Raw genomic sequence first — 14,956 nt, forward strand, 5'->3', positions numbered from 1 at the left:
GACGTTGCCGCTCGTTTCTTCTCCCCGCCGGGGAGAAGGTGGCCCGAAGGGTCGGATGAGGGGGCAACCTTGCCGGATTTCGGAGAGCTTGCCCCCTCATCCCGCTGCCGCGGACTTCTCCCCGGCGGGGAGAAGAAACAAGCAGCACCCTCTCAACCTCTCACAAACCTGATGAATAAAGGTAGATCCTTAAAAGCAAGCCTCAAAAAGCGCCTTGGTATTTTCCAGCGTCATCGGCACCGGATTACCACCGCAGCTCGGATCCTTGATCGCTTCCGCCGCCAGTTCGTCAATACGATCCGGCTTGATGCCCATGGCGGTCAGGTTTTCCGGTACGCCGAGTTCCTTGCGAAGTTCCAGCACGTAATCATAAAAACCGTCGAAACCGCCGGAGATGCCGAGATAGGCGGCCGCGCGGGCAATCTTGTCTTCGATGGCAGGGCGGTTGAAGCGCAGCACCGCTGGCATGACGACGGCATTGGTCATGCCGTGATGGGTGTTGTAGACAGCGCCAATCGGATGCGAGAGCGAGTGAATGGCGCCGAGACCCTTCTGGAAGGCCACCGCCCCCATCGCTGCCGCTGCCATCATATTGGTGCGCGCTTCAATATCCGTGCCGTCCTTATAGGCGCGCGGCAGGAATTCCTTGACGAGACGTAAGCCCTCCAGCGCCACGCCGGCGCTCATCGGATGGAAGAACGGCGACGAATAAGCCTCGAGGCAATGCGCGAAGGCATCCATGCCCGTGCCGGCCGTGATGACCTTCGGCATGCCGACCGTCAACTCCGGATCGCAGATGACGACGCCCGGCAAGAGCTTCGGATGGAAGATGATCTTCTTCACATGGGTCTGCGAATTGGTTATGACGCTGGCGCGGCCGACTTCGGAACCGGTACCGGCCGTCGTCGGCACAGCGACGATGGGCGCGATCTTGGCGGCATCCGCCCGGGTCCACCAGTCGCCAATATCTTCGAAATCCCAGACCGGGCGGGTCTGCCCGGCCATGAAGGCGATGGTTTTGCCCAGATCGAGACCCGAGCCGCCGCCGAAGGCGACGACGCCATCATGGCCGCCATCGCGATAGGCTTTCACGCCGGCTTCCATGTTGATTTCGTTCGGGTTCGGATCGACCTCGGCGAAGATCGCCCGGCCGAGGCCTGCCTCTTCCAGCACATCCAGCGCATGCGCGGTGATCGCCATATTGGCAAGGCCGCGATCCGTCACGAGAAGCGGCTTCTTGATGCCGAGCGTCTTGCAGGCTTCCGCCAGTTCCTTGATCCGGCCACGGCCAAGCTTGACGGCGGTGGGGTAGCTCCAGTTGGCGACGATATTCATTTCGTGACTTTCTTCAGATGGTAGGATTTCGGGCGGGTCAGGTTCTGGAAACCGAGGACGGAAAGTGAACCGCCACGGCCGGTTTCCTTCACACCGGTCCAGCAAAGCGCCGGATCCAGATAATCGGCGCGGTTCATGAACACGGTTCCGGTCTCGATTTCGCGGCCGATCCTTGCTGCCCGTGTCGCATCCTGCGTCCAGAGCGAAGCGGTGAGGCCGTATTTGCTGTCATTCATCAGCGCAATGGCTTCATCGTCGTTCTTGACCTTCATGATGCCGATGGCGGGACCGAAAGTCTCCTCCGTCATGAATTCCATGGAATGATCGACATTGACGAGGATCTGCGGCGCAACATAAGCACTCTCGCCATCATCGGCCGGGAAAAGCGTCTGATCAACCAGCGCCTTTGCGCCCTTGGCAACGGCGTCGGCAATCTGCGCCCGCACCACCTTGGCAAACCGCTTGTTGGCCATCGGCCCGAGCGTGGTTTCATGCTCGAGCGGATTGCCGAGCTTGTAGTTCGAAACCCACGCCACGGACTTCTCGACGAATTCGTCATAGAGGTTTTCATTGACGTAGATGCGCTCGATACCGCAGCAGCATTGCCCGGAATTATAGGTGCCGCCGTCCATCAGCGTATCGACGGCGGCGTCGAGATCGGCATCCTCCATCACGTAACCGGGGTCCTTGCCGCCGAGTTCAAGCCCGAGGCCGGTGAAGGTGCCCGCAGCGGCGCGTTCGATGGCACGGCCGCCTTCCACCGAACCGGTGAAATTGACGAAGTTGAACAGGCCCTCGGAAATCAGCGCCGAGGTCGTGCCATGGTCGAGGAAGACGTTGATGAAGACATCGTCAGGCACCCCAGCCTCGACAAAAGCCCGCACCATGCGTTCGCCGACCAGCAACGTCTGCGCCGCATGTTTGATGACCACCGTATTGCCGGCCATCAAAGCGGGCGCGACGGTGTTGATCGCCGTCATGTAAGGATAGTTCCACGGCGCGATGACGAAGACCACGCCATGCGCCTCGCGCTCGATGCGACGTTCGAAATTGCCGCTTTCCTCGATGACGAGAGGCGCCAGCGCATCAGCCGCAATCGACGCGACATAATTGGAGCGCTCGTTGAAGCCCTTGAACTCGCCGCCATAACGAACCGGACGGCCCATCATATGCGCCAGTTCCGGCACAACCTCCGCCACCATTTCGTTGAGGCGCGCCACACCTTTGAGAACCAGCTGAACGCGATCCTCAAGTGGACGTCGAGCCCAGTCTTTCTGCGCCTTGCGCGCTTTCGAAACGGCGGCCCGCGCCGCCTCCAGCGACATCGCCTCCCGCTCGGCATAAACCGAGCCATCGATGGGCGAGATATTCTGGATCATGGTCATGATGTTTTCCCGTAATGATTAGGCTCGTTCGAAACCGCGCGCCACTTCCCAGTCGGTCACGCGGCGGTCGTATTCTTCCTGTTCCCACCGTCCGGCATGGACGTAATGATCGATCACATCATCGCCAAAGGCGTTGCGCAGCATTTTCGATCCGTCCAGAAAGGCAGTGGCGTCACGCAGGGTCTTGGGTATCTCGCGCACATCCTTGCCGCCATAGGCGTCACCGACAAAAGCGGGTTCAAGTTCAAGTTTATTTTCGATGCCGTCAATGCCCGCCGCGAGAAGAGCAGCCATCGCAAGATAGGGATTGAGATCGGATCCGCCGACGCGGCATTCGATGCGGATGCCCTTAGTGCCCTCGCCACAGAGACGATATCCGGCCGTGCGGTTATCGAGGCTCCAGATCGCCTTGGTCGGCGCAAACGTGCCGGCCATGAACCGCTTGTAGGAATTGATATAGGGCGCCAGAAAATAGGTTATCTCGCTGGCATGGGCCAGAAGCCCGGCAACATAATGCCGCATCAGTTCCGACATGCCATGCTTGGCATCCTTGTCGAGGAAGGCCGGCGTCTTGCCATCGAGGCTCCACAGCGACTGGTGGATGTGTGAGGAGCTGCCGGCGGCGTTATAGTTCCATTTGGCAAGGAACGTCACCGCCTTGCCCTTGGACCAGGCAATCTCCTTGGTGGCGTTCTTGATGATGGCGTGCCGGTCGGCCATGGTCAGCGCTTCGGCATAACGAACGTTGATTTCCGCCTGGCCGGGAGACGCCTCACCCTTGGAGTTTTCAACCGGAATGCCAGCGCCCTGCAGGCCCTTGCGCAGCGCCCGCATCACGTCCTCTTCCTTGGTGGTCTGGAAGATATGGTAATCCTCGTTGTAACCACTGGTGAGGTTCAGCCCCTTGTAGCCGCTGGCGCGCGCCGCATCGAAGGTCTGGTCGAACAGGAAAAATTCCAGCTCGGTCGCCATGAAGGCTTTCAGCCCCATGGCCTCCAGTCGCGCCACCTGCTTTTTCAACAGCGCGCGCGGCGAATGCGGCACTTCTTCATGGGTGTGATGATCGAGTACATCACAGAGCACCAGCGCCGTGCCTTCCAGCCATGGCACCCGTCGCAGCGTCGAAAGATCAGGTTTCAGCACATAATCGCCATAACCCTTTTCCCAGCTGGAGGATTTATAGCCGGGAACGGTCTCCATCTCCATGTCGGTGGCAAGCACGTAATTACAGCTATGGGTTTCCTCAAAGGCGCTTTCAACGAAGAATTCGGCCTGAAATCTCTTGCCCATCAGACGCCCCTGCATGTCGACAAGGCAGGCCAGAACCGTGTCGATGCGCCCCTCGGCGACATCCATCTTAAGCGCGTCGAATGTGTAGCTCGTCATTTTGTCCGTTCCCTTTATTGTCTTGGCCGGGCGGCCGGATACGGCCGCCCGTTTGTTTGGGCATCAGGCCTTTGCAGCCGCCGCTGCCATGGCAGCCTGCTTGTGCTCCAGCGCAAATTCCTCTTCCGGCGACAGGATGAGGCGATGGCGTCCGACAAAGGCGAAATAGGCGATCGCCACGGCAAACCAGACCGCTACCCACAGCACGCCCTTGCTGAAGTTGGGATCCTGGATCTGGTAAAGCAGCGTGACGATGGCGATGATAACAGTCAGCACCGCACCCGGAATGCCGAAGGGCGAACGGAACGGCCGCTCGATATGCGGCAGGTTCTTGCGGAGCAGAATGAAGGAAATCGCCTGCAGGATATAGGAGAACATCGCACCGAAAACGGCCATGTTCAAAAGTACGCTGCCGATGATGCTGCCGCCCTGTTCCGCGCCCAGCGAGAACCAGATGACCAGCATGACCGCCAGACCGACAAGCGCACCGGCAATGTTGGCCACAAAAGGCGTGCGATATTTCGGATGGGTAATCGACAGTACGGTCGGGAAGTAGCCCGCGCGTGACAGCGAATAGATCTGCCGACCCTGCGCATAGAGGATCGTATGGAAGCTGGCGATCAGGCCAGTGAGCGCCACGAGACCGAGCAGCACCACGCCGCCATCACCGTAAATCGCCTTGAAGCCATCCAGCAGCGGTTCGAGCGAAGAACCGAGATGGAAGGCGCCGACGCCCGGCAGCGACGGGTTGAGCAGCACGATCATGAAGGCCGAAACCATCAGTGTGATGACACCGAGAATGATGCCCTTCGGCATATCGCGTTTCGGATCGACCGATTCTTCCGCCGCCAGCGGCAGCTGTTCAATCGCAAGGAACAGCCAGACCGCAAAAGGCAGCGTGGCGAGAACGCCCGAAAAACCGAATGGGAAGAACGAACCGCCACCCTCCGGCAGCTCCACGGCCTTGCCATCGGGACCAACGCCGATATTCAGCGCAAAACGCGAGAAATCCATGTTCGGAATGGCGCTGATCCAGAAGAACACCAGAACACCAAGCGAAATCAGCGTGATGACCAATGTGACCTTGAAGGAAAGCTCCAGCCCGAAAACGTTGAGCGCAAGGAAGATCACATAAAAACCTATCCATACAAATGGTGAATAGGCCGGATCGAGCCCCAGAATGGAATTTATATAGGCCGTGATGAAGGTGACGATGACCGCCGGCGTCAGCACATATTCGACATTCTCGCAAAGTCCGGTGACGAAGCCGCCCCAGGGACCCATCGCGGTGCGGGCGAAGGAATAGGCCGCACCCGTATGCGGCAAGGCCGGGCTCATTTCCGCGATCGAAAATGTCAGCCCGAGATACATGATGGCGATGATGATGCCCGCCACCAGCATGCCGCCCCAGCCGCCGGTGGAAAAGCCGAAATTCCATCCGGAAAAATGCCCTGAAATAACCGCCCCGACGCCGAGCGCCCAGAGCGACCAGACGCCCGCATAACGGGAAAGTCCGCGTTTTTCGAAATAGGATGCATCAGCCTTCTTATAGCTGACGCCTGACGATGAACTGTCCATGCCCTTCTCTCCTGAATAAGAAAAAAACAAGCCAGTCAGCCGTTATTGGCCGATTGTGCCCCAGTTTTCAGCACCTGCGGAAGGTTTCCGCGCTGTGCCGCACGCACTTGCTGTTCCCTTGCCGCTTCATGCCTTTCCGGCTTTTCTTGAATGTCGGCAGTCTCGTTTGGTGGCCGGCCCCGGTGTTTTCACCATTGGCCAGCCCTTGCTCCCTCACTCATCGATTGATGAGAGCGCCTTCCCCATAAGCTCGTGGAGGAACCCGGCAATTGCCGCCTGCTCCCCTTCATTGGTGACAAGATCGTTGCGGATCTCGATCATGACGTTCAAAAGTCCGTCCGGCAGCGCGTGTAGCCTCAGCGTATGCGTCACGCCATCTTCCGGGCCGTAGGGATCGTTGCGTTTAACCGTGAGCGCCGACCCCTCGGCGCCCGCCAGCATCGCATCGGCCAGACGGCTGTCGCTATCATGCAGGATGCCGATCTGAACGGCGCGAAACTGGCCGTGATAGACCGGTGTGAAGCTGTGGATCGTCACCACGACCACCCTGCGCCCGGAGGCCTGCCGCTCGGCGATGATCTCGCTGACGCGGTCGTGAAATGGGACATAGAGCGCAGAAGTGCGGGCAAATCGCTCCGCTTCGGAAAGATCGAGATTGCCGGGAATATCATAAATCTCGCTTTTCACCGGCATGGCGGAAGGCGATTCGGGGGGCCGGTTGCAATCATAGACCAGACGCGAAAACCGTTGATGGACAAGCGTGGCGTCAAGGCTCTGCGAAAGCAGCCGCGCCACGGCAAGGGCACCTGGATCCCAGGCCGCATGGCTCGAGAGAACCTCCGGCGAAAGACCAAGCGTACCGTATTTTTCAGGGATGGTGGCGGAAGCGTGTTCGCAGACGAGAAGGACGTCGCCCTTTCCCGCAGCGTTCTCGACGCCAACCGCCTGTCCTTCCATTTCTGTGAAAAACCGTGAACGCACCGTCATGCACGAACCCCACCCGGAAACCCGCTGTTCCGTCAACGACGAAAAGAATTCTTCACATTATTGCCAGTGTCAAATGGAATTTTGAAATTTTCTCTTCATTTTTCCCATTGACTCGATCGCCGACACAGATGTTTATTTTAGTGGAAGTACCGGCAGAAAGACCGGAAGGGGAAAAATTTGCGCAGCACGACGGCGACCGTGTCGGATGTCATCCATGCCCATTACGATGCGCTGACCCGTTCGGAAAAACGGCTGGCGGAAAGCCTGCTCGGCAACTATCCCGTCTCCGGCCTCGGCAGCATCACCACCATCGCTGAAAATGCCGGCGTTTCGACGCCGACGGTGGCGCGCATGGTGCAGAAACTCGGCTACAAGGGATATCCGGAATTTCAGGCACATCTGCACCAGGAGCTTGAAGCGACAATCTCCGGCCCGGTTGCCAAACACGACCGCTGGGCCACCAATGCGCCGGGGCTGCATATCCTCAACCGCTTTGCCGATGCCATCACCGGCAATCTGCGCGACACGTTGAGCGACCTCGACACCGCCGTCTTCGACAATGCCGCGGCCCTGCTTTCCGACCGCAAACGCAGCATCTATTTCGTCGGCGGCCGCATCACCGGCGCCATTGCCGAATATTTCTTCACCCACATGCAGGTGATCCGGCCGAAAACGACGCTGATGTCATCAAATTCCAGCGCCTGGCCGCAATATATGCTGAATATGAGCGCCGGCGACGTTCTGGTGATTTTCGACATCCGCCGTTACGAGCACGATATGACGACGCTCGCCGAAGTCGCGAAAGCAAACGGCGTGCAGATCATTCTCTTTACCGACCAATGGACATCGCCGGTGGCGCGCCACGCGCTGCACACTTTCCGTGTGAAGATCGAGGCACCTTCGGCCTGGGATTCCTCGGTCGTCACATTATTCGTGGTCGAAGCGCTGGTCGAAGCGGTGCAAAGCGGCACCTGGGATGAAACCAAGCAGCGCATGAACGCGCTGGAGGGCCTGTTCGAGCAGACGCGGCTGTTTCGCCGACCGGACAGAACATGAGAAATTATATAGCCGGCAACTTGCTTGACGAGAATGCCGCACGCTGATTGGATACCTGTGATCGCTACCAGCACGAAAAACAGGGTACATAATCAAGCTGGGGAACAGATCTGGCCAATAGGATGATGAGGGGATTATCCCGCAATTGCAGGCAAAAAGCCTGACGATGGCGGAAAATGGGCGTAAAGTGGCGGAATCCGGATAAATAAATTGTAATCCAGCCGTCACATTAGCTTCATCTAGAATCCGTATCAGCGTCCGCAATATGAGAACACGAAGAGGAGAAAAAAGTGATCTCTCACTGCCGCCGACTGCTTGCTACGACCACTGCACTGGTCATCGCCTCCACCGCGATCGCCGCCGCTGAACCGAGCGCCGAACTGATCGCTGCCGCCAAGAAGGAAGGCATGCTGACAACCGTTGCGCTGCCGCACGACTGGTGCGGATACGGCGACGTCATCGCCGCCTTCAAGGCGAAGTACCCGGAAATCACCGTCAACGAACTGAACCCCGACGCCGGCTCCGCCGACGAAGTGGAAGCAATCAAGGCAAACAAGGACAACAAGGGCCCGCAGGCTCCTGACGTCGTCGACGTCGGCCTCGCTTTCGGCCCGCAGATGAAGGCCGAAGGCCTGCTGCAGCCCTACAAGGTTTCCACGTGGGACGAAATTCCTGACAACGTCAAGGATGCCGACGGTTACTGGTACGGCGACTATTACGGCGTCATGTCGATGTTCGTGAACAAGGACCTCGTCACCAACTCTCCCAAGGACTGGGCTGACCTGCTGAAGCCGGAATATTCCGGTCAGGTAGCACTCGCAGGCGATCCGCGCGCTTCCAACCAGGCAATCCTTGGCGTTCTCGCCGCTGGTCTTTCCACCGGTGCGAAATCCGGCAAGGAAGCCGGTGAAGCTGGCCTGAAGTACTTCGCCGACCTCAACAAGGCCGGTAACTTCCTGCCAGTTATCGGCAAGGCCGGCACGCTGGCACAGGGCGCAACTCCGATCATCATCGCCTGGGACTATAACGCCCTGTCCTGGAAGAAGACGCTGAACGACAACCCGCCGACAGAAGTCGTCGTCCCCGAGAAGGGCGTTCTGGCTGGCGTTTATGTTCAGGGCATCTCCGCTTACGCGCCGCATCCGAACGCCGCCAAGCTGTGGATGGAACACCTCTATTCCGACGACGGTCAGCTCGGCTGGTTGAAGGGCTATTGCCACCCGATCCGCTTCAACGCCATGGTCAAGGCTGGCAAGGTTCCGCAGGAACTGATCGACAGCCTGCCGCCGGCAGCAGCCTATGAAAAGGCGATCTTCCCGACACTCGAGGAAGTTGATGCCAACAAGGCCGCCGTTACGGCCGGCTGGGACAGCGTCGTCGGCGCAAACGTGAAGTAATTGTTGAAAACGCACCCCGGCTGATCAAAAAGCCGGGGTGTTTCTCTAATAATAAAGACCTTAATAGACAGACCGTTCGAAAACGGCGTTTGGGGACAAGGCATGCCATCAACCAACACCGGCGGACCATCCGACGCGGGCAGAAAGTTGCCGCTGCACTGGATAGGCGTCGTACCTTTTGCCGTCTTTGTTCTGCTCTTCCTGATCCTGCCGACGATGAAGATCGTCATCGGCGCGTTTCAGCATGCCGATGGCAGCTTCACGCTGGAAAACATCGGCGGGCTTTTCACCCCGTCCATTCTTTCGGCCTACTGGATTTCGATCAAGATCAGCCTCGCCTCGGCGGCTCTCGGCTGCCTGATTGGTTTTGCCGTGGCCGCCGCCGTGGTGCTGGGCGGTCTGCCGCAGCGCATCCGCGGGCCGCTTCTGACCTTCTCGGGCGTCGCCTCGCAATTTGCCGGCGTGCCGCTCGCCTTCGCCTTCATCGCCACGCTTGGCCCTGTCGGCCTGCTCACCGTCTTCCTGAAGACGCAGATCGGCATTGATCTTAGGCTCCTCGGCTTCAACATCCTGTCCTTCTGGGGCCTCACGGTCACCTATCTGTTCTTCCAGATACCGCTGATGATCCTCATCATCACCCCGGCACTGGACGGGCTGAAGCGCGAATGGCGCGAGGCTGCGGAAATTCTCGGCGCAACCGGCCTGCAATACTGGCGCATGGTGGCCTTCCCCATCCTGCTGCCGTCGCTGCTCGGCACCATGTCGCTGCTGTTTGCCAATGCCTTTGGCGCCGTGGCAACCGCCATCGCGCTCACCGGCTCCTCGCTCAACATCGTGCCGATCCTGCTCTTCGCGCAGATTCGCGGCGACGTTCTCGGCAATCCGCATCTTGGTTACGCACTCGCCTTCGGCATGATCGTCGTCACCGGCATCGCCAATGCGCTGTATATCTGGCTGCGTGCCCGCAGCGAAAGGTGGCTGAAATGAAGCGTTTTTTCGCCTGGGGCGCGCTGATCTTCGGCCTCCTGTATTTCGCCCTGCCGCTGATCGGCATGACCAACTTCTCGCTGAAAATGCGGCGCGGCGAATATTCCTTCGACGCCTATGGCAAGGTGCTGACCGATCCGCGTTTCCAGGAAACCTTCAGCTATTCGGTGGTGATGGCGCTGTTCACCATCGTTTTCGGGGTCCTGCTGGTCGTGCCCACCGCCTATTGGGTACGGCTGAAACTGCCGGGCCTGCGGCCCTATATCGAATTCATCACGCTTTTGCCGCTCGTCATTCCGGCCATCGTCATCGTCTTCGGTTATATCCGGCTTTACAACACCTCCAGCTGGCTGCCGCTGACCGGAACCACCTCCGGCACCAACCTGCTCTTGATGTTTGGTTATGCCACGCTCGCTTTGCCCTATATGTACCGCGCCGTCGATACGGGCCTCAGAACCATCGATGTCTCGACGCTGACAGAAGCCGCCCAAAGCCTTGGTGCCGGCTGGACGACCATCCTGTCGCGCATCATCCTGCCCAATGTTCTGGTCGCCGTGCTGTCAGGTGCGTTCTTGACCTTCGCCATCGTCATCGGTGAATTCACCATGGCGGCGCTTTTGAACCGCCCGGCCTTCGGCCCCTACATGCAGCTGCTTGGCGCCAACCGCGCCTATGAACCGGCAGCCCTTGCCGTGATTTCCTTCGGCATCACCTGGGGTTGCCTTGGTCTGATCCAACTCGTTTCACGTTACCAGAAGGGCGCGCCTCCCAAGGCCTGAGGACAAGATTTTCATGAGCTTTTTGACACTTAGCAACATCAAGAAATCCTTCGGCGCCGTGCAGGTCGTGCATGATTTCAACATGGCCATCGAAAAGGGCGAATTCGTCTCCTTCCTCGGGCCATCGGGCTGCGGCAAGACCACCGTGCTGCGCATGATCGCCGGCTTCGAAATCCCGACCGGCGGATCGATTGTCATCAACGGCAAGGACCAGACGACGCTGCGCCCCAACCAGCGCAATATCGGCATGGTGTTCCAGGCCTATGCGCTGTTTCCGAACATGAATGTTTATGAAAACGTCGCCTTTGGCCTGAAAGTCGCTGGCAAACCGAAAGCCGAGATCGACGCCCGCGTGAAGGAAATGCTCCAGCTCATCCATCTGGAACATCTGGCGGACCGTTATCCCTACCAGATGTCGGGTGGCCAGCAGCAGCGCGTTGCGCTCGCCCGCGCTCTGGCGCCGAAACCGGAAGTGCTTCTGCTGGACGAGCCGCTTTCTGCACTCGACGCCAAGATCCGCGTATCGCTGCGCGAGGAAATCCGCCAGATCCAGCAAAAGCTCGGCATCACCACCATTTTCGTGACCCACGATCAGGAAGAAGCCCTGTCGATCTCCGACCGTATCGTCGTGATGAATTCCGGCCGCGCCGACCAGATCGGCACGCCCTTCGACATCTACAACAAGCCCGCGACCCGTTTCGTCGCTTCCTTCGTCGGCACGCTGAACCTCATCGACGCCACGGTCATGGACTCCTCCACCAACACCATTCGTGTCGGAGAGCAAAACGTGACGCTGCACAGACCGGTCGAAGCCGCAAACGGCGAAAAGATCACCCTCGCGCTTCGTCCGGAAGCGGGCTCGCTCGGCAACGACGCGAAAGGCGATGTCGCCATTTCCGGCACCGTCACCTCCAGCCAGTTCCTCGGCTCCGTCATCCGCACCCGTCTCGATCTCGGCGGCTCGACCCTGTCTTTCGACATGTTCAATGATCCCGGCACCGCGCCGCCTGCCCTTGGCGAACAGGTGACGCTCAAATTCGCAGCCGGCGATCTGATGGTGATCAGGGACTAAACCGCTTTTCTCCATTGGGGGAAGAGGCTAGAGCAGGTATTGAACTCGAACCTGCATGCCAGCGATATGAGGCCATGATGCGCGCGCTTTTTTACGAACGATTCGGCGAGACCCCTGTCGTTGCATCCCTGCCCGATCCGGAACCGACCGATAGTGGTGTGGTCATCGAGGTAAAAGCGACAGGCCTCTGCCGCAGCGACTGGCATGGCTGGATGGGGCATGACACGGATATCCGCCTGCCGCATGTTCCAGGCCATGAATTCGCCGGCGTCATCGCCGCAGTCGGCAAGAACGTCACCCGTTTCAAGACAGGCGACCGTGTTACCGTGCCTTTCGTTTCCGGCTGCGGCCACTGCCATGAATGCCGCTCCGGCAACCAGCAGGTCTGCGAGGCGCAGTTCCAGCCGGGCTTCACCCATTGGGGTTCCTTCGCCGAATATGTCGCGATTGATTACGCCGACCAGAACCTCGTGCATCTACCTGATACGATGAGTTACGCCACTGCCGCCGGCCTCGGCTGCCGTTTCGCCACCTCTTTCCGCGCCGTGACCGATCAGGGACGTCTGAAGGGTGGCGAATGGCTGGCGGTGCACGGCTGCGGCGGCGTCGGCCTCTCCGCCATCATGATCGGTGCAGGTCTCGGCGCGCAGGTCGTCGCCATCGACATTGCCGAAGACAAGCTCGAACTCGCCCGACAGCTCGGCGCGACGGCCACCATCAACAGCCGCTCGGTCGCCGATGTTTCGGAAGCGGTGCGCGAAGTAACGGGCGGCGGCGCGCATGTGTCGATCGATGCGCTTGGCCACCCGCAGACCTGCTGCAATTCCATCAGCAATCTGCGCCGGCGCGGACGGCATGTGCAGGTCGGCCTCATGTTGGCCGATCATGCCATGCCCGCCATCCCCATGGCCCGGGTCATCGCTCACGAGCTGGAGATTTATGGCAGCCACGGCATGCAGGCGTGGCGTTACGAAGATATGCTGGCCATGATCGAAAGCGGCAAGCTCGCACCGGAAAAACTGATCGGCCGCCACATCAGCCTCTCCGACGCCATCACGGCCCTGCCCGCCATGAACAGTTTCCAGGAAAGCGGCATCAGCATCATCGACCGGTTCGAGTAGTGCAGGCTCCCGCAACCACCTGATTCGCGAATTGCGTCCAGGTCAGGCACCCCTGCGCCCGAACGCCCGGACCGGAGCGGCTCCCGGGGCAGATGCATGGACCGACGATGCTGCCGGGATACGCGTCACGTGATCCGTCTGGCTACCGCTCCACTGACGGTTTACCAGCTGTTTCGTGCGGACCTCAAGCGGGTCGGGGACGTCCTCCTCCTGCTGCTGCTTACTTCCGGTGACTGCGGAGGTCGTCGCCAATCGCGAAACCCACCGCACGAGCTGCATGCCCTTGTGAACAAGCACAAAGATGCCAATAATTGCGACCGCTATGATAATCACGAGGTTCCAGGGCGCGTCACTGTCCCTCGCCGCCCGCTCCATGCGATCTTTTGTCGTCGGATCAAAACCAAGCGTCGCCTTCAGCCTGGCGATGTCAGCATCGCTGAGCCTGCTGTAACGCTCGTCACGATACAGCACATAACCGCTCCTATCCCCGCTGTTGAGATAACCAACGTCGAATGCTTCACCGTCGCGAAGAAAAGGCTCGCTGTCCGGCAGATCATAAACGAGATCGATGGTCTCGCCGCCACCGAATCCGGGGATGGCAAAAAACCGAGACTTCCGCGCCTCAGCTTCGCCCACGAATATCGCGGAAAATAGAAATACGACCGAAAAAAGCGCAATATGCTTCATTCACTCTCTCCAACAACAACGAGAATGATGACAACTGGCATTACTGAATTAATTTGAAGTATATACTTACGATAACATCTTAATTTTAAGATATATATTGTATATATCTAATATATATCGATTTTTTACTTGGAATTAGGTCCACTAATTTATAATAAAATGGAATTCTAACTATGCGACATGACGTATCTCCGCCAACACTGTAAACCATTGGTGCGAACAGCGCCCCACGTTAAGCCGCAATCACACGCAATTGCTTTGAGCACAGCGCCGCGATGATGCGACAGAGCGCAACGTCGGTGAACATGACGGATGAGATGCAAGGACCGCGACATGCTGTTTCTCGATAGCGTAACCATGAAAGAAACCCCGGGCGGACGGGATGAATATCCTTTCTCGGTTCCGGCGGTGCGCCATCTGGAACGCCTCGAGTTCAAAACGCCGATCACTTTTTTTGCCGGCAATAATGGTTCGGGTAAATCAACGCTGCTGGAAGGACTGGCGGCCGGAATGACGGCCTATGCCATCGGTAACCATGGCCAGGTTTCGGGTGATCTTTATCTTCAGCATGCCGAGACCGTGGCAAGGGCCTTTTATTTCGCCCGCAAGAAATATCCGAAGATCCGCATGTTCATGCGCGCCGAAGATGTGCTTGGCTATGTCCGCCGGCTGAATGAAGAGACGCTGGACGACTTTCGCTGGGAGCGGGAAAAAGCCTTAAAAAAAGGCGAGGACTTTCCGGAAGAAACCCCGGAGACCTTTCGAAGGATCGTCAGAAACAACACCATCGACCGGCGGTCACATGGCGAAGGCTTTCTCGATATCATGCAGCAGCGGGTACATGGTGCCGGCCTCTATTTCCTCGACGAACCGGAAAGCCCGCTTTCACCGCAAAAACAGCTGGAGCTTGCGGCCATCATCCGCCACGCCGCCGACAGTGGCGGACAGTTGATCATCGCCACCCACTCACCGGTGCTTTTGGCCATTCCCGAAGCGACGATCTATTATTTCGATGAGGATGGCATCACCGAACGCCTCTATGACGAGCTGGAGAACATCACTTTCCTGCGGCGCTTTCTCGATCGTCCATCAAAATTCATAAGCGATTGAGAACCGATAAAGCTTGAAATCCCGCTTCTCTTGCAGCATGCCCATTAGCAACATGTGAATTAGAAAAAGAAGCAGG

13 protein-coding genes are annotated in these 14,956 nt (G+C 58.5%); 7 read left to right on the top strand and 6 right to left on the bottom strand.

Translation table 11 applies throughout. The features are described from left to right. Positions 1–189: 189 nt before the first annotated feature. The 5 genes from QSV77_RS08885 to QSV77_RS08905 form a co-directional block, all read right to left on the bottom strand. Positions 190–1,335: an iron-containing alcohol dehydrogenase gene (locus QSV77_RS08885; protein ID WP_302733178.1), complete on the bottom strand. Its 1,146-nt coding sequence runs from the start codon at positions 1,333–1,335 to the stop codon at positions 190–192. Further along, complete coding sequence (locus tag QSV77_RS08890; RefSeq protein ID WP_302733179.1) at positions 1,332–2,720, bottom strand: aldehyde dehydrogenase family protein; 1,389 nt, start codon at positions 2,718–2,720, stop codon at positions 1,332–1,334. The genes QSV77_RS08885 and QSV77_RS08890 overlap by 4 nt, the downstream gene beginning before the upstream one ends. An 18-nt stretch (positions 2,721–2,738) precedes the next feature. Next, positions 2,739–4,106: a glutamine synthetase family protein gene (locus QSV77_RS08895; RefSeq protein ID WP_302733180.1), complete on the bottom strand. Its 1,368-nt coding sequence runs from the start codon at positions 4,104–4,106 to the stop codon at positions 2,739–2,741. A gap of 63 nt (positions 4,107–4,169) precedes the next feature. Then, positions 4,170–5,684 carry an amino acid permease gene (locus tag QSV77_RS08900; protein WP_302733181.1) on the bottom strand — a complete coding sequence of 505 codons (1,515 nt, stop codon included), beginning with the start codon at positions 5,682–5,684 and terminating at the stop codon, positions 4,170–4,172. Positions 5,685–5,897: 213 nt separating this feature from the next. Further along, the gene (locus tag QSV77_RS08905) at positions 5,898–6,671 is read right to left on the bottom strand and encodes an N-formylglutamate amidohydrolase (RefSeq protein WP_142840304.1); all 774 of its coding nucleotides are present in this window, start codon (positions 6,669–6,671) and stop codon (positions 5,898–5,900) included. A gap of 177 nt (positions 6,672–6,848) precedes the next feature. Here QSV77_RS08905 and QSV77_RS08910 point away from each other — a divergent pair, with 177 nt between their 5' ends. The 6 genes from QSV77_RS08910 (at position 6,849) to QSV77_RS08935 (ending at position 13,083) form a co-directional block, all read left to right on the top strand. Beyond that, positions 6,849–7,727 (top strand): MurR/RpiR family transcriptional regulator, encoded by an 879-nt coding sequence (locus QSV77_RS08910; RefSeq protein ID WP_302733182.1) that lies wholly within the window; start codon positions 6,849–6,851, stop codon positions 7,725–7,727. Between the two features lie 290 nt (positions 7,728–8,017). Continuing rightward, complete coding sequence (locus QSV77_RS08915) at positions 8,018–9,124, top strand: ABC transporter substrate-binding protein (protein WP_271362190.1); 1,107 nt, start codon at positions 8,018–8,020, stop codon at positions 9,122–9,124. 102 nt (positions 9,125–9,226) lie between these two features. After that, on the top strand, positions 9,227–10,111 hold the full coding sequence (locus tag QSV77_RS08920; protein WP_302733183.1) for an ABC transporter permease subunit: 885 nt from the start codon (positions 9,227–9,229) through the stop codon (positions 10,109–10,111). Next, positions 10,108–10,890 carry an iron ABC transporter permease gene (locus QSV77_RS08925; RefSeq protein ID WP_065113804.1) on the top strand — a complete coding sequence of 261 codons (783 nt, stop codon included), beginning with the start codon at positions 10,108–10,110 and terminating at the stop codon, positions 10,888–10,890. The genes QSV77_RS08920 and QSV77_RS08925 overlap by 4 nt, the downstream gene beginning before the upstream one ends. Positions 10,891–10,903: 13 nt before the next feature. Then, a complete protein-coding gene (locus tag QSV77_RS08930; protein WP_302733184.1) occupies positions 10,904–11,962 on the top strand; it encodes an ABC transporter ATP-binding protein in 1,059 nt (352 codons plus the stop codon). A gap of 77 nt (positions 11,963–12,039) precedes the next feature. Continuing rightward, the gene (locus QSV77_RS08935) at positions 12,040–13,083 is read left to right on the top strand and encodes a zinc-dependent alcohol dehydrogenase family protein (RefSeq protein WP_302733185.1); all 1,044 of its coding nucleotides are present in this window, start codon (positions 12,040–12,042) and stop codon (positions 13,081–13,083) included. A gap of 42 nt (positions 13,084–13,125) precedes the next feature. Here QSV77_RS08935 and QSV77_RS08940 read toward each other — a convergent pair whose 3' ends face one another. Beyond that, positions 13,126–13,770, bottom strand: a complete 645-nt coding sequence (locus QSV77_RS08940; protein WP_271362193.1) for a hypothetical protein — start codon at positions 13,768–13,770, stop codon at positions 13,126–13,128. Between the two features lie 333 nt (positions 13,771–14,103). Here QSV77_RS08940 and QSV77_RS08945 point away from each other — a divergent pair, with 333 nt between their 5' ends. Beyond that, positions 14,104–14,880 carry an AAA family ATPase gene (locus QSV77_RS08945; protein ID WP_142840680.1) on the top strand — a complete coding sequence of 259 codons (777 nt, stop codon included), beginning with the start codon at positions 14,104–14,106 and terminating at the stop codon, positions 14,878–14,880. Positions 14,881–14,956: the final 76 nt, after the last annotated feature.

Origin of the sequence: Agrobacterium sp. V1, assembly GCF_030518355.1 — a bacterium.
Classification (GTDB): Bacteria; Pseudomonadota; Alphaproteobacteria; order Rhizobiales; family Rhizobiaceae; genus Agrobacterium; species Agrobacterium cucumeris.